The 19,018-nt window shown below is 56.4% G+C and carries 18 protein-coding genes; 8 read left to right on the top strand and 10 right to left on the bottom strand.

The features are described from left to right. The coding region (locus tag G403_RS0116060; RefSeq protein WP_027853717.1) for an IS3 family transposase at nt 1–279 on the bottom strand (279 nt) is incomplete at its 3' end. A gap of 84 nt (nt 280–363) precedes the next feature. Here G403_RS0116060 and G403_RS23620 point away from each other — a divergent pair. Beyond that, complete coding sequence (locus G403_RS23620) at nt 364–1,803, top strand: ABC-three component system protein (RefSeq protein ID WP_051299142.1); 1,440 nt, start codon at nt 364–366, stop codon at nt 1,801–1,803. Nucleotides 1,804–2,211: 408 nt separating this feature from the next. On the opposite strand, the gene G403_RS0116050 is transcribed toward G403_RS23620, so the two are convergent. From G403_RS0116050 to G403_RS0116015, 8 genes are all read right to left on the bottom strand, one after another. After that, nucleotides 2,212–2,844, bottom strand: a complete 633-nt coding sequence (locus tag G403_RS0116050) for a lipase family alpha/beta hydrolase (RefSeq protein WP_027854897.1) — start codon at nt 2,842–2,844, stop codon at nt 2,212–2,214. A 25-nt stretch (nt 2,845–2,869) separates the two neighbouring features. Continuing rightward, nucleotides 2,870–3,781: a response regulator gene (locus tag G403_RS0116045; protein WP_027854896.1), complete on the bottom strand. Its 912-nt coding sequence runs from the start codon at nt 3,779–3,781 to the stop codon at nt 2,870–2,872. After that, nucleotides 3,778–7,170 carry an ATP-binding protein gene (locus tag G403_RS0116040; RefSeq protein WP_027854895.1) on the bottom strand — a complete coding sequence of 1,131 codons (3,393 nt, stop codon included), beginning with the start codon at nt 7,168–7,170 and terminating at the stop codon, nt 3,778–3,780. The genes G403_RS0116045 and G403_RS0116040 overlap by 4 nt, the downstream gene beginning before the upstream one ends. A 139-nt stretch (nt 7,171–7,309) precedes the next feature. Further along, nucleotides 7,310–7,804 carry a universal stress protein gene (locus G403_RS0116035; protein WP_027854894.1) on the bottom strand — a complete coding sequence of 165 codons (495 nt, stop codon included), beginning with the start codon at nt 7,802–7,804 and terminating at the stop codon, nt 7,310–7,312. Between the two features lie 64 nt (nt 7,805–7,868). Continuing rightward, the gene (locus G403_RS0116030; protein WP_027854893.1) at nt 7,869–9,197 is read right to left on the bottom strand and encodes a TRAP transporter large permease; all 1,329 of its coding nucleotides are present in this window, start codon (nt 9,195–9,197) and stop codon (nt 7,869–7,871) included. A 25-nt stretch (nt 9,198–9,222) separates the two neighbouring features. Then, the gene (locus tag G403_RS0116025) at nt 9,223–9,738 is read right to left on the bottom strand and encodes a TRAP transporter small permease (RefSeq protein WP_027854892.1); all 516 of its coding nucleotides are present in this window, start codon (nt 9,736–9,738) and stop codon (nt 9,223–9,225) included. Nucleotides 9,739–9,752: 14 nt separating this feature from the next. After that, nucleotides 9,753–10,790 carry a TRAP transporter substrate-binding protein gene (locus tag G403_RS0116020; protein ID WP_027854891.1) on the bottom strand — a complete coding sequence of 346 codons (1,038 nt, stop codon included), beginning with the start codon at nt 10,788–10,790 and terminating at the stop codon, nt 9,753–9,755. Between the two features lie 80 nt (nt 10,791–10,870). Beyond that, on the bottom strand, nt 10,871–11,344 hold the full coding sequence (locus G403_RS0116015; protein WP_245578371.1) for a 5-carboxymethyl-2-hydroxymuconate Delta-isomerase: 474 nt from the start codon (nt 11,342–11,344) through the stop codon (nt 10,871–10,873). Nucleotides 11,345–11,562: 218 nt separating this feature from the next. Between G403_RS0116015 and hpaH the strand changes: the two genes are divergently transcribed. The 7 genes from hpaH to hpaD all read left to right on the top strand — a co-directional run bounded on the left by hpaH (nt 11,563) and on the right by hpaD (nt 18,265). After that, on the top strand, nt 11,563–12,366 hold the full coding sequence (gene hpaH, locus G403_RS0116005; protein WP_027854888.1) for a 2-oxo-hept-4-ene-1,7-dioate hydratase: 804 nt from the start codon (nt 11,563–11,565) through the stop codon (nt 12,364–12,366). A gap of 18 nt (nt 12,367–12,384) precedes the next feature. Next, nucleotides 12,385–13,191 carry a 4-hydroxy-2-oxoheptanedioate aldolase gene (gene hpaI / locus G403_RS0116000; RefSeq protein WP_027854887.1) on the top strand — a complete coding sequence of 269 codons (807 nt, stop codon included), beginning with the start codon at nt 12,385–12,387 and terminating at the stop codon, nt 13,189–13,191. A gap of 15 nt (nt 13,192–13,206) precedes the next feature. Further along, a complete protein-coding gene (locus G403_RS0115995) occupies nt 13,207–13,875 on the top strand; it encodes a fumarylacetoacetate hydrolase family protein (RefSeq protein ID WP_027854886.1) in 669 nt (222 codons plus the stop codon). 2 nt (nt 13,876–13,877) lie between these two features. Then, the gene (locus G403_RS0115990; protein ID WP_027854885.1) at nt 13,878–14,660 is read left to right on the top strand and encodes a fumarylacetoacetate hydrolase family protein; all 783 of its coding nucleotides are present in this window, start codon (nt 13,878–13,880) and stop codon (nt 14,658–14,660) included. Nucleotides 14,661–14,725: 65 nt separating this feature from the next. Next, nucleotides 14,726–16,261 (top strand): 5-carboxymethyl-2-hydroxymuconate semialdehyde dehydrogenase, encoded by a 1,536-nt coding sequence (gene hpaE / locus G403_RS0115985; protein WP_027854884.1) that lies wholly within the window; start codon nt 14,726–14,728, stop codon nt 16,259–16,261. A gap of 65 nt (nt 16,262–16,326) precedes the next feature. Next, a complete protein-coding gene (hpaA, locus tag G403_RS0115980) occupies nt 16,327–17,232 on the top strand; it encodes a 4-hydroxyphenylacetate catabolism regulatory protein HpaA (protein ID WP_027854883.1) in 906 nt (301 codons plus the stop codon). Between the two features lie 181 nt (nt 17,233–17,413). Continuing rightward, a complete protein-coding gene (hpaD, locus tag G403_RS0115975; RefSeq protein ID WP_027854882.1) occupies nt 17,414–18,265 on the top strand; it encodes a 3,4-dihydroxyphenylacetate 2,3-dioxygenase in 852 nt (283 codons plus the stop codon). Between the two features lie 126 nt (nt 18,266–18,391). Here the strand turns inward: hpaD and G403_RS0115970 are convergent, their stop codons facing one another. Then, nucleotides 18,392–19,018 carry a DsbA family protein gene (locus G403_RS0115970; protein ID WP_027854881.1) on the bottom strand — a complete coding sequence of 209 codons (627 nt, stop codon included), beginning with the start codon at nt 19,016–19,018 and terminating at the stop codon, nt 18,392–18,394.

The raw sequence follows: 19,018 nt of genomic DNA, 5'->3' as shown, positions 1-19,018 counted from the left end.
TAAGAGAGCGGAAGCCTTTTTTAATATGTCCTTTTCTTGCTCCAAGCGTTTAACCCTGGCTTCCAGTTCCTGGATGCGCTTCTGCTCGGGCGTCATAGCTTTGCTTGCGGGCGTTTCCCCGTCACGTTCGGCACGTAACTGATCCACCCACCGACGCAGTGCGGTATCACCGATACCAAGTGACCGGCAGGCCTCAGCGATGGAATAGCCCTGATCCAGTACAAGACTAGCGGCTTCCAGCTTGAACTCGGGCGTAAAGGAACGACGTTGTTTTTTCATTGAACACCTCTAGGGTGGCAAGGTTACCACCTATCTGGGTGTCCGGAATCATTGAACCACTACAGAGAGGCTTATCCCCTCAAAATGGATAAGCAGAGTGAGCGGCCCTATATCTCCAATGTAAAGTGGCGTGCGCTACTTGGTGCATTGCTATTCGGTATGCCATCCGATATTGAAGGAACGATATACGGGAAGCCGTTTACTCCATCGTTTCGCTCAATGATCTCCTATTTCATACGCCGCCAGAATTCGGGTGGTTTTATTACTCCGGAACGCCAAGCGGAGAAGCAGCAGCGTTGGGATTGGCAAGAGAACCTTTCTTACTTGATGGGATTGGATTGGCAAATATCGCACGAATTTCAACAGGTCAGAGCCCGCGAAAAGATGCTTGAGGAGCTAAAGAAGGCTGCGAAGGGCGGTGCACTTGGTGAAATGATTGGCACTGTCGCCGAACTTCGCTCTCAAGTAACAGTAGCGGAAAAGAAAGCAAGCCAGATGCGCGAACAGTTGGGAAATTTCCAAGTGCTGGACTCGTATCGCGATCTATCAGATCGTGCGGCAAAAGCCAAGGCCAAGATGCAGACGCTGGGCCGGGAAATTGTAATTCTTCGTGAAACGCTTAATCACCTTGAGTCAGCGCTGGCAAAAGAAGCACCGCCAGATCCCGCCAGCCTAGAGGAAGTATATGCTGCGGTAGGAATCGAGCTTCCCGAAGTGGCATTGAGACGTCTGGAAGAAGTCCAAAGTTTTTATGAATCCGTAATTCAGAACAGGTCGTTGCACTTGGAGCGCGAGATATCAAGTATTCGCGGTCTTATAGCGGAGAATGAGGAAAGGGTCGGAGAGCTCGATGCTGAACGCAGCAGTATTCTGGAGACCTTGGAGAGCCGTGGCGCCTTGGAAGATTTTATCGACCTTCAAAAAGGTCTGGCCGAGCTTGAAGCAGAAGCGGCGAATCTTCGCGAGCGTTTCAAGGCCGCAGAGCTATTGGAAGGAGAAACAACGCAGCTTGACATCGACCGCATCAATCTCAAGCGACGTTTACAGGAAGACTATCATCAGCGGAAGGCCACTCTCGATCAAGCCATTTTACTTGTCACTGATGCCATATCCGAGCTCTACGATGATCGTTCAGGTAGCTTCAAAATAGAGGCCACTGACCGTGGGCCGGAGTTCAAAGTATCTATTGAGGGTGATAGGGGCGGCGGTATTGCTAATATGGAGATATTCTGTCTGGACCTCGCGTTGCTAAAGATTAATGCCAAGAAAGACCGTGGACCTGGCTTTCTTTTTCATGACAGCCATCTTTTTGATGGCGTGGATGAACGGCAAATCGCTGGTTCGTTGGAACTAGGAATGGAGGCTACACAGGGTAAGGGGCTACAATATATCGTTACAATGAATTCGGATATTTTCGACCGTTTGCCTCTGTCAGATACTGTCGTTGCCGATAAGGTCGTGCTACCGACAAGGCTTTCAGACGAAACCGAGAAAGGCGGTTTATTCGGATTTCGCTTCGGTTAGCATACGTAATTCCATCATGTATTGTTTTCATCGAACCCAGGTGGTAGAGCCCAATAAAGGGCTTCAAGGGACGTTCCGCTTCGCTACGCGCCCCCGGAGCCCAAGCGTTAATGTCCGCTCTGGGCCAACATCCGACCTTTAGCTCAGAAGCGCTTCTCAATGGAAACCACTCATCGATCTAACCTCAGACCTTCCCCCTTCAGTGCAGCCGAGCATCGCAGACTGGAAGAGAATCAAGGGACAGGTTGTTTGAGGCGTAGCCGAGTTTCCTGTCCCGCTCTTTCAGTCGAGAAGCACAGGGGAATCGGCGTAGCCGATCAAACTGAGGGGCGGCTTGGGATTGTTAAGGGACTTGTCCGCACAAGTCCCTTAACTCGCCAACCGGCGAAACGGAGGCCTGAACAAATCTCACCGATCTTCAAAACGACCCGTCTGTATAAACCTCAACGCCTGCTCATACACCTCACTCACCAGAATCAGCTGCGTATGGCTGTATGGCAGAACAATATGATCGCTCTCACCCTCGATATGTGTCTCACTCACCGCAACGGTGCCATCGGAAGGCTCGCCACCCCCACCGATTAGTGGAAGCAAACCAATCCCGCCATCACCCGCAATACTACCCAATGGAATATCCAGCGCCCAGTGTGCCCCGTTCTCAATCAGCCCTTTCTCCAGACTCTGGCCGAGCAAAGCACCAAGCCTGTTTGCCTTCAGCCATCGGGCGATGGCCGCGCCCTGATGCGGCGTACCTATGGTGACCAGCTTTCTGACGGGCGGCTTCTCACCGGCAGACTCCAGGTAGGCTCGCGCCAACAACCCTCCCAGTGAATGGCAGACGAGGTAAATATCATCGGCATCAACTCCATTGAGATGTTCCGTAAGCTGCTCAACATTGAGCTCCAGAGGGTCAGAGGTGGTCCGGTAGCCAAAGGCACTGGTGGAATAGCCTTTGTCCTCAAACCAGCGCCCCATGGGCCGCATCACCAAAGGACTCATGTAGAGACCGTGAATCAGGACGATATGAGGTTGATTAGCCACTGGTAAGCTCCCGCCCCTGGCTCCGTTATTCCTGCACCAAGATCCGTAACGCCACCCCGGCCGCTGCCGTGCGGTTTTCCACCCCCAGTTCCGGGTAGATCTGCTCCAGGTGCTTATTCACGGTGCGTGGGCTCATGCCAAGGATCTCCCCGATCTCCTTGTTGGTTTTGCCGTTGGCGATCCAGTAAAGCACTTCGGCAGCACGGGGGGTCAGGCCCAGGCGGGATTGCAGGCGGGTGGCACCGGTGCCCTCCTGTTCATCCACCAGTTTGAGCAGGTAGTCACCGCTCTCCTGCCGGCTGATCAAACGCACAGCCAGCGGCTGGGGCAGATCCAGGAATGACAGGCGGTCATTATCGGCGGGTTGGTTTTTTATCCAACGGGCCAGTTGCGGCTCAAGCTTTTCCCGCACACCCTGCTCATCCACGTCTGCCCGGGCCAGCAGCGCGTGAGCCTGGGGGGTGGCCCAGCCCACCTTACCGTCCGGGGTGACCGTGAGCAGGTGCTGGCCGGTGGTATCCAGAGCGGTATAGGCACTTTGGGTCATGCGAGCATTGGTCAGGTGCACCCGCATCCGGGCCAGGAGTTCGTCAGGGCTGATCGGTTTGGTGAGGTAGTCCACACCGCCGGCTTCCAAGCCGCGCACCACGTCTTCGGTTTCGGTGAGGCCGGTCATGAAGATCACCGGGATCGCGCAGAGGTCCGGGTCGGCCTTCAGAGCCTTGCAGGTTTCAAAACCGTTCATATGGGGCATCATCGCATCCAGCAAAATGATGTCCGGGCGCATCCGACGGGCGATCGTCATGGCCTGACGCCCTTCCAGCGCCACCAGTACATCCAGGCCCGCAGATTCGAGCGTGTCGTTGATCAGACTCAGGGCGTCCGGTGAGTCATCCACCACCAGCACCAGATCCTGCCGCGCTTTCAGTTCACTCATTTCCTTCGTCCCAGGTAGTCCGCCAATCGCGCGAACTGCATTCCATCAGCCATCTGCTCCAGATTGGCCAGCAATTCCGGTTGCACGGATTCCACATCCTCTAACTGCTCCAGCACTTCCCGAACGCCACGCCGGTAACCGATCTCGGCATATCCACGGAGTTCGCGCAGCAGCGGATGATCGGGTATCTCCAACTCCACCGGCTGGGTGGTTTTGGCAATCCGTTGCTCCGGTTGCTCGCTCTCTTCTCGACGGGTCCACTCCAGTTTGAGGTAGTGGCCGATCCGATCCAGTAGCAGTTGCGTACTCACCGGCTTAACCAGGTAGTCATCATACACCGCTATGGCGGCGGGCTGCCGACGCTGTTCCTGCACATCCGCCGAGAGCATCAGGATCGGCTGCTTGTGGCCAGTCTCGCGCAGGGCTGCCGCCAGTTCCAGACCATCCATGCCGGGCATGGCGATATCAAGCAGGAAGAGGTCTGGCTCCACCTGTTTAACCATCGCCAGACAGGAGGTACCGTTATGGGCCTCGTAAATACGGAACCCCAGCGGCTGGAGCATATCTGAGAGCAGTCCTCTAAGTACCGGGTCATCGTCCACCACACAGATCGATTTACGCTCGCCTTTATAGCCTGCGACCGGGCGCTGCACTGCGTCTGCTTTTGGAGAACCATCTACCCAGGGCAGCATCACCGAAACCTTAAAGCAGCTGCCCTGCCCCGGCGTACTCTCCACCTGCAAGTCGCCGCCCATAATCTCGGTGAGCAGTTTGACGATGGTCAGGCCCAAGCCGCTGCCCGGCAGATCGGCTGTATCCTGGGTACGTACCCGCTCAAAGGGATCAAACACCCGCTCCAGCGCTTCCGGTGCGATACCCACTCCCGTGTCTTCGATGGTGAACTCGGCCACCTGACTGCGGTAGCGCACATGGAAGCGCACCTCGCCTGCGGGTGTGTATTTCACCGCATTGGACAGCAGGTTGATCAAAATCTGGCGCAGTCGTTTTTCATCGGTCATCACCACCTGAGGCAGGCGATCCACCACCTCGCACTGGAACTGAATTCCCTTCTGGGCCGCCTGAAAACCGAACATCTGCTCAAGCTGATCGATCAGATCCGGCAGCACCATGGGGCCTCGGCACAGCTCCAGCCGGCCCGCTTCAATGCGGGAAATGTCCAGCAGCCCCTCAATCAGATCCGCCAGATACTGGCCGCTGCGCAGGATAATCTTGAGCCCATCGCGCTCCGACTTTTCCAGCCCTTCCCGGTTCTGAATCAGCTGGGCATAGCCGATAATTGACTGCAGCGGTGTGCGCAGCTCGTGGCTGATGCCGGACATATAGCGGCTCTTGGCATCACTGGCCCGCTCCGCCAGCTCTTTGGCTTCCTGCAGTTCCCGGTCGGTCTCTTCGTGGGCCTCGATCTCCTGCAGCAGCTTCAAGGTTTGCCGATTGGATTCCTGTTGTGCCACCACCCGGCTCTCGTGGGCCAGCAGGAACAACCATGCCACGACACCGGAGACAATCAACAATACAAAGAACAGGGTCCAGAGTGTCTGCCCCAAAAGTGACGCCATCTCCGGTGTGGCCGGGTTCATCTGCCGGTACACTACTGCCAGCAACCCCGCCAGCAGGAGATTGATAATCAGCAGCAGCCCGACAAAGCGTCCCAGACGCGAATCGATACGACGAATCCACACCGGTGAGAAGAAGTGACGCAGGAAATCGACCACCTGGCTGGAAAAGCGTGCATGGGGCTTGCAGCTATCCAGACAGCGGGAATCCAGCGAGCAGCAGAGCGAACAGATCGGCAACTGGTAGGCCGGACAGTAACTCATATCCGGCCGCTCAAAATGGTTCTCGCAGATCCCGCACACATGCAATGCCGGCGCATTGGCGGGCCCCGCCGGAATCAACTCCAGTTCACCGACATGACGGGCCAGGTAGAACCGCCCGCCGGTGATCCAACCTAAGAGCGGTACCATCACGAAGCAGACGCCAAGGCTGATAAAGTGGCTCAGCGTACGCGCCACTTCACCAAACAGGCCCAGGTAAGCCAGCAACCCAACCAGTACGGCAAACGCCATAGAGCCCACGCCCACCGGGTTCACGTCATAGAGGTGGGAGCGTTTGAACTCAACATGCTTAGGGCTCAGCCCCAAGGGCTTATTGATCATCAGGTCCGCCGACAGCGAACCCAGCCAGCTCACAGACACAATGGCGAACACACCCAGAATCGCTTCCAGGGCTTGATAGATCCCCAGCTCCATCAGGATCAGCGCGATGGTCACGTTGAACACCAGCCAGACAACACGTCCGGGGTGGTTGTGGGTAAGCCGGGAGAAGAAGTTGGACCAGGCGATGGAGCCGGCATAGGCGTTGGTCAGGTTGATCTTCATCTGCGAGATGATCACCATCACGCCCGCCAGCAGGAGGGCCGCCCCCTCGGACTGGGTCAGGTAGTTGAACACCCGCTGGTACATCAGCGTGGGATCAGTAGCGGTGACGAACGAGGCGCTTTCGGAGAACATCAGATAGGCCAGAAAGGAGCCCAGCAGCATTTTGATCACACCGATCACGACCCAGCCCGGCCCCGAGAACATCGTCCAGAACCACCAGCGCTTGGCGTTATCCTTGGTTTTCTCCGGCATAAAGCGCAGGTAGTCCACCTGCTCACCAATCTGCGCCACCATGGCGAAAAACACCGAGGCGGCAGCACCGAACAGCATCAGGTTGAACCCCTCGCCGTTTTCCAGGCCCCTGGGTACAAAGTGAGTCCAGCCTTCGTAGCGCTCGGACTCATGGACGATCACCAGCCCCAGTGCGCTTACCTGCAGCAGCAGCCATAGTGGCTGAGTACCCACCTGAAACCGGCTGATGGCGGTAATACCGTGGGTCACTATCGGGATCACCGCCATGGCACTGATCAGATAGCCCAGCGGCATGGGCAGGCCAAACAAGGCTCTTAAGGCCGCTGCCAGTATGGCCGCCTCAATGGCAAAGAAGATAAAGGTGAAGCTGGCGTAGATCAGGGAGGTGATGGTGGAGCCGAGATACCCGAAACCGGCACCGCGGGTCAGCAGATCGATATCCAGACCATTCCGGGCGGCATGATAAACGATGGGTATGCCGGTGATGAAGAAAAGCGCGCAGACCACCAGCATGGCCACCAGGGTGTTGGAAAATCCGTAGGTGAGCGTTACCGCGGCCGCGATACCCTCCAGGGCGAGGAATGCGGTGGCACCGAGGGCGGTCATGGCGACGCGCTCGATACTCATCTTGCGGCCCTGATGCGCGGTGAATCTCAGGGCGTAATCTTCAAGCGTCTGGTTGGCTACCCACTTGTTGTAGCGACGCCTGACTTTGTAGATACGTTGTGTGGCACTCATTCCGGCTCAAGCTTCCTGAAGCCCCGGCGCAAAACGCAGCCGGGGCCCGGGTAAAAAGCCGATACTACACCAGCGCCAGCGCGAGTAGTACGCAAAAGCCGGAATGGACGAGCAGTGCCGGTGGATCAGTACAGCCCTATCAGTCCTTATCAGTCAGCGGAACGATCAGCACCGGCCGCTTGCTGTTGTACATCACCTTATTCGGAGTTGAGCCAAGCAGGAACTTCTCCATGGCCGAGTGGTGGCGTACCCCCATTACGATGACATCAGCATCGATTTCGTCCGCTACTTTGAGGATCATACGCCAGGGCGTGCCTTCCTCAACCCGGGCTTTGACCTGAGACGGTGACAGGATATCGCTGTTCTCCAGCTCTGACTCGCAAAAACGCTCGATGCGCTCTTTCACCTTGGCCTGCAGGTGTTCCATCCCCTCACGCTGGCGCTCTTCCAGCTCTTCCTCGGAGAAGATGTTGCGGACCAGCGTTTCAGCGGATGCGGGCAGCGGCTCGATAACGTGCAGGTAGGTGATTTCGGAATGGTAGTGACCACAGAGGCTGACGGCGCGACGGAACGCAGGACGTGAGCCCTTTTCGATATCGGATGCGTAAAGGATCTTCTTAACGTCTGGCAGCATGACAATGACTCCGGTTGTCTGGGGCTAAAGGGCCGGAGTCTTCGCTCCGGCCCGATCGATTTCCTTAACGATACAACAGTTCCGGCAGGAACATAGCGATCTGGGTCACGAAAACGATCAGCGCCAGACGCACAATGTCGGCACACCAGAACGGGGTGACGCCCTTAAAGATGGTCCCGGTCTTCACATCCCGCAACACCGCACTGAGCACGAACACGTTCATCCCCACCGGCGGCGTAATCAGGCTGATCTCGGTAACCACCACAACAACAATACCAAACCAGACCAGATCAAACCCCAGGCTCGACACCAGCGGGTAGAACACCGGTACCGTCAGCAGCATCATCGACAGGCTCTCGAACACCATCCCCAGCACGATGTAGATCCCCAGGATTGCCAGGATCACCACAATCGGTTCCACTTCAAGACTGGTGACAAAGCCCAGCAGCGCATCCGGCAGGCCCGCCCGGTTGATGAAATCGGAGAAGATCAGCGCGCCGATCACCACGGCGAACAGCATGGCCGAGGTGCGTACCGTATCGGTCAGCGTATCGAACAGTGTAGTCAGGCTCAGCGAGCGACGGGCCAGGGCGATGACAAAAGCACCACCGGCACCGATACCGGCCGCTTCGGTGGGTGTAAAGATACCCAGGTAGATACCGCCCATGACGATGGTGAACAGCAGCAGCACGCCCCAGACCCCTTTCAGGGCCAGCAGCCGTTCGCGCCAGGGCATCTTTTCACCGGCCGGGCCTTGAGACGGGTCACGCCAGACCACATAGCGCACAGCGGCCAGATAGAGCAGGATGCCCAGCATGCCGGGAATAAAGCCGGCGGCAAACAGCTCACGGATGGAGGATTCGGTGAGCAGGCCGTAGATGACCAGGATCACGCTGGGCGGAATCAGGATACCCAGGGTACCGCCGGCGGCGATGGAGGCCGTGGCCAGGGCATCGGAGTAACCGTACTTGCGCATCGGCGGCATGGCGACCTTGGCCATGGTGGCCGAGGTGGCCAGGCTTGAGCCGCAGATGGCGGAGAAGCCGCCACAGGCGACCACGGTGGCCATGGAGAGACCGCCCTTGCGGTGGCCCAGAAAGGCGTTGGACACATGGTACAGCTCGTGGGAGAGCCCGGAGCGGGTGACCAGGTTACCCATCAGGATAAACAGCGGGATCACCGAGAGGCTGTACTCCTGTACGGTATCGATCACGCGATAGGACGCCATCGACAGAACGCCGCTCCAGCGGAAATCAGCCAGGTTACTCCACTCCAGCCCCTGCAGGGCAGCGAAGCCGAAGAACCCGACCAGGCCCATACCGAAGGCGATGGGCATGCGGACGACGATGATCAAAAACAGTAGAACGGCAAAACCGATCAATACAACGGACATGGCAGAACACCCTTGATAGTCGGGATTACTCGCTGGGACGCGTGATAATGCGATATATGCCGTAGGTAATCATTCCCAAAGCGGTGAACCAGCTCATCACGGCAATGTACTGGACGATATACCCGGCGGGCATCTCCAGATACTCGGTGACAACCCCACGACGCAGGGAACGTTCAGCCAGCTCGAAAATCCGCATCCCCAGGAAATACATGGAGGTGGAGATCACCAGGGCAGCCAGAAGACCCAATACCTTGACGATAGTACCGCCCAGTACGCGATCCATGATATCGACCACCACGTGCCCACCGCGCCAGGTTACCACCGGCATCTCGGCGAACAGCATGATTGCCAGCCCCACTTCGGTGAGCTCAGTGGCTCCATCGAGCGAGTTGGCAAACAGATAGCGCCCGGCCACATCGACACAGGTGATCGCCATCAGCGAGAAGAGTACGACTGCAGCCACCAGTTCGAGAGCGAAGGCCAGCCATTTGACTGGCCCGATCTCGTCATAGTGTGCACTAACCCATGCACTCAAAGACATGATGAATACCTTTACTACTTGCCGCTCTCATATTCGCGAGCGATCTTCCACAGATCATTGATAGCAGCTTCAGCGTCGATACCACGGTCGGAAACGCTTTCGATCCACTGTTCCTTCATACCTTTGATCATGGAATAAAATTCAAGCGCCATCGGATCGGTTTCCTTGATCTCAATGATGTTGACGCCATTCTCCTGTGCAGTCTTATAACCCGCCGCGTCGATGCTATCCCAGGCCTTACCAGCTAACTGAGAGAGCTTCTCGCCAGAAACGCTCAGAATCGCCTCGCGGTCTTTCGGGTCCAGATCTTCCAGGAAGTACGGATCCATGAAGATAGAGAAGCTACCCAGGTACATACCACCCGGCAGCATGGTTACGTTCGGTGCGACTTCATGCAAACGCAACGCCTTCTGCTCACCCATGGGCATGAATACGCCGTCAATGACACCCTGCTGCAGCATCTCGTACACTTTCGGTGCCGGAGCGGCAACCGGGGTGATGCCCATACGCTCACCCAGTTCACTCTGGACGCCACCGCCGATACGAATCTTCTTGCCCTTGATCTGCTCGAAGGAGGTAATCGGTTCCTTGGAGTGGATGTAACCCGGGCCGTGGGTGAACATGCCGATCACTTCCAGACCAGCAAACTCGTTGGCTTCTTCAAAATACTCTTTATACACGCGCCACAGAGCAACAGACGCCGCTTCTGCACTTACGCCCAGACCCGGCTGTTCAATCGCCTGCGGCAGCTCAAACCGGCCCGGTACATAACCGTGGTAGCTGAAGCTGGCATTGATCACGCCGTCCTCGACCAGCTGGAACATGGTTTTGGGATGACCCAGCCCCTCTTCGATCTCGACTCGAACACGGCCCTCGGTAGCTTCTTCAACCCACTTGGCCCAGGTCGGCCAAACGATCTCGTTCTGCGGGTTGGTGGGCGGCAGCCAGGTACCGACACGCAGCACCGTCTCTGCGAACACACTGGTAGACAGCGTTAGGCCCGCAACCATTACAGCCGCTTTGGCTTTGCTGAAAAGCTTTTTATTAATCATGGAATTACCTTGGCATCGGTTTAGTTTTAGTTATAAGAGCTAGATTTCAAATAATTGCGAAATACCGACCCGCCGACTCTCTACGGAGACTTGGCAAACAGTGGGTGGATATTGTTTTTGTTGAACTTGAGTACCGGATCGAGCTCGGTCATCTCGAACGAGATCTGACAGTAACCGTTGTCGGTCACCGGCTTCATCCAGTCACAGAGGATATCAAAGACACGTTCAGCGACCTGCTTCTTCAGCTCCATATCGCGCCCATGTCCTATCTTGAGGCTCAGGTTTAGATAGGCGAAATCTTCCCGACCATCCGCTACGCGGTAGTCGTCACAACGGATAGCCCTGCTACGCACGCCACCTATCGGAAAGGCGCCGGTGGACACGACATAGTCATGCAGGGCCTTGAACAGGGACTGGAACTCCAGCTTGTCATGCAGGTTAGCCGAGTAGTCTACGACAAAGTGGGGCATGGCAACCGCTCTCTCTGTTGTTATGTCATTACCACAGCCGGACCAGAGTCTGCTCCAGGCTGCCAACGCAAATCTAGTTAACATATTAACTTCTGTCAACACTACCAATTATAAATTATTTTCTATATTAACTATCCAGCCAGACATTGACTTAATTAAGATGTTAACTAAAATAATCCAGAATCGATCAGAGAGGCTCGAACACAAAGGGCCGCACTAGTTAATAGGTTAACTGACTTCAGAAGCCCACCACCGGGGCCTGGAGCCTACTCCAACGTAGAGAACAAGAAGGTGTCCCCAGCATGTTGACGCAAGATCAGATCAAGGCAGCCGCGGAAAAGCTGCATCAGGCCGAAATCGGTCGCAAGCAGATTCCCGCCCTGACACTGGAGTACCCGGAACTGGATATGAGCGATGCTTACGCTATCCAGAAAGCCTGGGTTGATCAGAAAATCGCTACCGGCCGTTCCGTTATCGGTTACAAAGTGGGACTGACCTCACGCGCCATGCAGATGGCCGTCAATATCGACGAACCCGATTACGGTGTGCTGCTCGATGACATGCTGTTCGAAGATGGCGCCACACTGAAAGCCTCCGACTTCCTGGATCCGCGTATCGAAGTGGAGCTGGCGTTTATCCTGAACAAGCCGCTGTTTGGCGAAAACGTTTCAATCTTCGATGTGTATAACGCCACCGATTACGTAATTCCGTCACTGGAACTGATCGCAGCACGCTGCATGCGCACCGATCCGGAAACCGGCTACACCCGCAAAGTCTATGACACCATCTCTGATAACGCCGCCAACGCCGGCATTATTCTGGGTGGTCGCCCGATCAAACCCACCGAAACCGACCTGCGTTGGGCCGGTGCTGCGCTTTACCTCAACGGAAAGATCGAAGAGACCGGTCTGGCCTCCGGTGTTCTGGGCCATCCGGCCAAGGGCATCAGCTGGGTGTGCAAGCGCTTCGCCCCCCATGGCGTTGGCCTGGAGCCGGGTCAGATCATTCTTGCCGGATCGTTCACCCGTCCGGTACCGGTTAAGGCCGGCGATACGATCCACGCTGACTTCGGTCCGCTGGGCGGCATCGGCCTTCGGTTCGAGTAATTGCACTAGGAGCCTTTTATGGAGCTTCCCAAGAACCGTTTCAAACAGGGCCTGGCCACCGGAGAAACCCAATATGGGCTCTGGCTGGGCCTGCCCGATAACAGCGCCGCTGAAATAGCAGCCGTGGCCGGTTTCGACTGGCTGTTGATCGACGGCGAGCACGCGCCGTTTGACCTGCGTACCATCATGTCTCACCTGCAGGCGATCGCCCCCTACGATGTGGCTCCGATCGTACGTTGCGTGGAGGGCGACACCGCGCTGATCAAGCAGTTGCTGGATATCGGCGTACAGACCCTGCTGGTACCCATGGTTGAAAACGCGGAGCAGGCAAAGCAACTGGTCCGCGCCGTGCGCTACCCCCCTGAAGGCATCCGCGGCCTGGGCACCTCTTTGGCCCGGGCAGCACGCTGGAACCAGATCCCCGGTTATCTGAAAAAAGCCAACAATGAAATCTGCCTGATCGTGCAGGTAGAAACCGCCAGCGCCATGGAAAATCTGGACGAGATCCTGGCCGTTGACGGCGTCGATGGCGTCTTTATTGGCCCTTCCGACCTGTCCGCGTCCATGGGCTACATCGGCGATGCCGGCAACCCGGCCGTAGTCGAGACGATCAACACCGGACTCAACAAGATCCGGGCAGCCGGCAAACATGCAGGCCTCCTGTGCCTGGACCCAAGCCTGGCCGATCAGTACGTCAGCCAGGGCGCCAGCTTCGTTGGCGTCGGTGTTGACACAATGATCCTGGCTCAGGGTGCGCGCAAGCTGGCTCAGCAGTTCAAGAGCGACCAGCCGGTTGAAGAGGACAAGCCTCAAGCAGGCTACTGATAAAGAAGGTTATCCATGAACAAAAACACATTGGTCAACAGCAAGCTGGTCTGTGTCGCACTTAACGATAAGGCACAACTGGCAGCGCTGGACAGCACCTTTAACGAAGCCCCCTATAAAAAGCCGCCGACCCAGCCGGTACTCTATTACAAACCGCGTAATACGTGGAATGTGGACGGTGCCGAGATCGAGTGGGCGAAAGATATGGACGGCAACGATGTCGACACCATGGTGGTCGGCGCAAGCCTCGGCGTCGTGATCGGCAAGGAGACCTGCCGGGTTAGCCAGGCTGACGCACTGAACTACGTGGAGGGTTACACCGTCGTTGGCGATTACTCGTTGCCGGAAGAGACCTACTACCGTCCAGACATCAAGGGTAAGTGCCAGGACACCACCGCTCCGGTGGGCCCAGCGATCGTTGCGGCCGACAAAGTCACCAATCCGGATGCCCTGAGTGTCACCGTGAGCGTCAATGGTGAAGTCAAGAGCGAGTTAGCACTTGCCAACCTGGAGCGCAGTATTGCCGAGCTGATCAGCACCATTTCCCACATTATGACCCTGCAAGCGGGCGAAATTATCGCCGTCGGTTTTGCCGGTGATCGCGTACCCGTTGCCAAGGGCGACAAAGTAGAAGCTGCTATCGAGGGTGTCGGCACCCTGAGAAACACACTGGGAGGTGCCTGAGCATGAGACACGCACGGATCATTTTTGACGGCCGCGAACTGGATATCGATATTGATGCCAACGACCGGATCACCACAGCGGATGGCGAAACGCTGAACGTAGCGCTGGACTCGGACCAGATCACCTGGCTGCCGCCGGTGAAAGAGCCGGGCACCATCTTTGCTCTGGGTATCAACTATGCGGATCACGCTTCCGAGCTGGCGTTTGAGCCACCGAAAGAACCGCTGGTATTTATCAAGCACGCCAACACGCTGACCGGCCACAAGCAGGTGAGCTACCGCCCGGACAACATCGACTATCAGCACTACGAGTGTGAACTGGTCGCGGTGATCGGAAAAACGGGCAAAAACATCAAGCGCGAAGATGCGCTCGATTACGTGGCTGGCTACACCGTCTGCAACGACTTCGCTATCCGCGACTATCTGGAAAACTATTATCGCCCCAACCTGCGTGTAAAAAGCCGGGATTCTCTGCTGCCGATGGGCCCCTGGCTTGTTGATACCGCGGACATTCCGGATGCCAACGCGCTGAAACTGACCACCACCGTTAACGGCAAGGTGACTCAGGACGGTACCACCAAGGACATGATCTTCGACGTGCCTTTCGTTATCGAATACCTGAGCAAAATCATGACCCTGAACCCGGGCGACATGATCTGCACCGGGACGCCGCACGGCATCGTTGATTGCCAACCCGGCGATACCATCGTTTGTTCTATCGAAGATATCTGCTCACTGGAGACCCGCATGGTCAGCGAGCAGGAATTCTACGGCGATAAATACTGATTCCAACCCCGCCCCGGTGCCGCTCCCCGCGCTGCACCGGGTTTAATAAACACGGGAGAGAAACAATGAGCGACACTTTCGATACCAATATGGAACGCGCCACCCAGTACCTGGAGCGTTTCAAGAACAACACCACCGGCCACTACATCAACGGTGAATTCACCCTGGGTAACGGCGGTAGCGAATACGATAACTACACCCCCACCGACAACAGCTCCATCGGTAAAGTGATGGCAGGCTCTGTTGCCGATATGGATGCAGCCTGTGAAGCGGCTGAGAACGCATTCGAAGAATGGTCTGCCACTCCCGGTGCCGAGCGCAAGCGTCTGCTGAACAAGTTCGCTGATCGCCTGGTCGAGCGTGCCGACGAAATCGCATTGGTCGAGTCCATGGACTGCGGTCAGGCGATTCGCTTTATGAAGCAGGCGGCGGTGCGTGGCGCAGCCAACTTCCGTTTCTTCGCCGACAAGGCACCGGAAGCCCAGAACGGCCTGGCCCTGCACCAGGAAGAGCACACCAACTACACCGTGCGTAAAGCGATCGGCCCCGTGGGTATCATCACCCCCTGGAATACGCCGTTCATGCTCTCCACCTGGAAGATCGCACCCGCGCTGGCAGCAGGTTGCACCGTGGTTCACAAACCGGCCGAGTTGACCCCCCTGAGCGCCTACATTCTGGCTGAGATCGCTGACGAAGTTCTGCCCAAGGGTGTCTGGAACATGGTTAACGGCTTTGGCGAAACGGCTGGCAAGCGCATGACCGAACATCCGGCGATTAAGGCGGTTGCCCTGGTCGGTGAATCGGCCACCGGTTCGCACATCATGCGTCAGGGTGCCGACACCCTCAAGCGTATGCACTTCGAGCTGGGCGGCAAGAACCCGGTTATCGTCTTTGACGATGCGGACTTCGAACGTGCACTGGATGCCGTTGTCTTCATGATCTACAGCCTCAACGGTCAGCGTTGCACCTCCTCCAGCCGTCTGCTGATCCAGAGCGGTATCCGTGACAAGTTCATGGCAGCCCTGGAGCAGCGTGTCCGCAACCTGAAAGTCGGACATTCTCTGGATCCGAACACCGAAGTGGGTCCGCTGGTCGCCACCGAGCACTACAACAAGGTGTTGAGCTACTTCGATATCGCTAAAGAGGACGGTGCTAACATCGCCGTCGGCGGTAAGCGTATCGATACTGCTCAGGGCAATATCAATCCGACCGGCAACTATCTGGAGCCGACTCTTTTCACCGGTGCCAACAACCAGATGCGCATCGCCCAGGAAGAGATCTTCGGGCCGGTACTGACCGCCATCTCCTTCGACACCGAAGAGGAAGCGATCAAGATAGCCAACGATACCGAGTACGGTCTGTCCGGTTACATCTGGACCGAGAACACCGGCCGCGCCATGCGTATGGCCAAGCACGTCGAAGCGGGCATGCTGTGGGTGAACTCCGAGAACAACCGTAACCTGCCCTCTCCGTTCGGTGGTATCAAGATGTCCGGCATCGGTCGCGACGGCGGCGACTGGAGCTTCGACTTCTACATGGAAACCAAGAACGTCTGTATCGCACACGGTACCCACCGCGTACCGCAGCTGGGTAAAGGCTGATCTGATACACTGCTGGCAGCGGACAGATAACGGTCCGCTGCCGCCTTTAACTGATAAGACTGACAGTGACCGACCCCAGACACATCGAATGGATTCCCAATATCATCCTGGGACAGGATTACGATCAGCGCTACATTGACGCGCCGATCCATTATGATGAGCTGGAGAATCTGGCCGACTTCTTCGGTCGTGACATGCCGGTTCACCGCCACGCGCAATATATCCAGATTCACTACATCGACCGGGGTCCGATCAATTTTCATATAGATGATCTGATCTACCAGGTCACAGGCCCGGCCTGCTTCCTGACTCCTGCATCCACACCCCACTCGTTTCTAACCTCAAGGGATGCACGCGGTCATGTACTGACGATTCATCAGTCCCTACTCTGGCAACTGATGAAGGACGGGCTCGAACAGGAGATAGAGACCGACCTCAGCGTCGGGATCTGTATCGAGCGCGGCAATCTGCCCAAGGAACAACGCTCCCAGTGGACCCGTCTGGCCCAGACCCTGCGCAATATCCGGGCGGAATGGTCGCAGTCTCTGCCCGCCAAGAACCTGGCCATGGATTCATTGGTGCGCTTGCTGCTGGTACGCATCGCACGACTCGCTACTCCACACTCTGACAGCGTCGCGGTCAATAATGATGACCTGCGGCTTTTCCACCGTTTTTCCGACCTGATCGAAGAGCACTTCCGCGAACAGTGGCAATTACCTCGCTACACCGAGCAGATCGGCGTATCCGAAAGCCGGCTCAACCAGATCTGTCATCGAATCAGCAACCGGTCGCCTAAGAAACTGATACATGACCGCCTGATTCAGGAAGCCAAACGCATGCTGACCTTTACTAGCCACACCAGCAATGAGATCTGTTATGCGTTGGGCTTTACCGACCCGGCTTACTTCTCTCGGTTCTTCAAGAAGCATACCGGCATGACCGCTCAGCAGTTTAGAAAACAGCAAGAGTGATGTTTTTTGTCGCAGCGTTTCGTAAACACTGATCCCGGTCAACTCAACCGGTAAAAGCCCGCCTAAAACAGAAAGTCACATTGACTTGTAGGCGGCTTATTTGTAATTTACTTAATATATTAATTATTTTTTAAAGTTACATAGTTAATATGTAAACCAAAACAAAAACGGGAGAACCGCAATGGGCGAGCTTGTATTTGCTGCAAAAGTTACGCATGTGCCAACAATGCTGCTATCAGAAAAGCCGGGCAAGCTGGAAGGCTGCCGGCAAAGTGCAATCGATGGCCATCGTGAAATCGGTCGCCGGATGCGGGAGCTGGGTGTCGATACCGTGATTGTGCTGGATACCCACTGGTTGGTTAACGCCGGCTTCCATATCAACAGCAACGAACACTTCAAGGGTGTTTACACCAGCCACGAGTTCCCCCACTTCATCCAGAATCTGGAATACGAATACAAGGGCTACCCCGCACTGGGCGACGCTATTGCAGCGGCTGCTACTGATAAGGGCGTATTCACCCTATCCCATCAGGTAGAGACGCTGGACCTGGAATACGGCACCCTGGTTCCGATGCATTACATGGATCCAGATTCAGAGATGAAAGTGGTTTCAGTTGCCGCCTGGTGCACCGTTCACAGCCTGAACGACTCCCGCGTGCTTGGTGAAGCGATCGCTGAAGCGATCAAACAGTGTGACGGCAAAGTCGCTCTGATTGCATCCGGCTCCCTATCCCACAAAATCTGGGAAAACGAGCTCTACGTGGCCAACAATGGCGCCTTTACAATCTCCCGTGAATTCAACCGCCAGGTCGACCTGCGCGTGCTGGAGCTGTGGCAGAACGGCGAGATAGCAACCTTCCTGAAGATGCTCCCGGAATATGCCCAGTACTGCTGTGGCGAAGGTGGCATGCATGATACCGCCATGCTGTTCGGTGCCCTGGGCTGGGATAAGTATGAGGGCAAGGGCGAATTGCTGGGAGAATATTTCCCGAGCTCCGGCACTGGTCAGGCCAACGTTGTATTCCCGGTCTGATTGTTTCCAACGGTGCTTCCGGATCAGCAGGTACTGACACAGATACCTCAACGATCCCAAGGCTTGCTGAGCACAAGCGGCAGACGTCCGACATAATGTCGGGCGTCTAACCGCTTGAACCAGCCCTCACACACTGGCAGCCAGAAAAGCACGCCACTGGTCCGGTTTTCCGTAGTAACCGGCAAGATCGAGGCGCTTCATGCCCGCCCCCGTTTCCAGCAGCAGCGTTGGAAAGCCCCCGCCTCCGGCCGCTTCCAGTAGCCTCAACGACTCATCAATATGACCCATAACAACTTTGCTCTGCTGTGAAAAAGCACTCAAAAAAGCATTGGAGTCTATACCTAAGGTCGTGGCGAGGCCGGCCAGTGTGTCCAGCTCCGATACCCTGAGCCCCTGTTCATAGTGCGCGTGCTGAATCGACCGCTGCATGGCGAACGGATCAACCCCCAGCGAGCCAGCCGCAAGGATTGCGGTAATGGGCGGCCTGGAATCCAGAACGGTTTCAGGATCTTGAAGCAAACCATTCAGATATCCCTCACCGAATGGCTGCCCTGTCAGTTGCTCGATACGGCGGTCGGCGCTGGCAATATGAGCACGCATGGCAGGCGCGATTCTCTGCCCGCGCATGAGCCAGCCACCGTGGAGAACCAGCTCGAAGGCCGAGTTGGCCTGAGCCACCGCCAGTAAAGGCTCCGCGGCATAGCACCAGCCGCATAGCGGATCGAATATGTAGTGCAGCTTAAATGGCTTCAT

Origin of the sequence: Marinobacterium litorale DSM 23545 (genome assembly GCF_000428985.1) — a bacterium.
Classification (GTDB): Bacteria; Pseudomonadota; Gammaproteobacteria; order Pseudomonadales; family Balneatricaceae; genus Marinobacterium_D; species Marinobacterium_D litorale.
The sequence above is the reverse complement of the archived record's forward strand: the minus strand, read 5'-3'. Positions and strand labels throughout refer to the sequence as shown.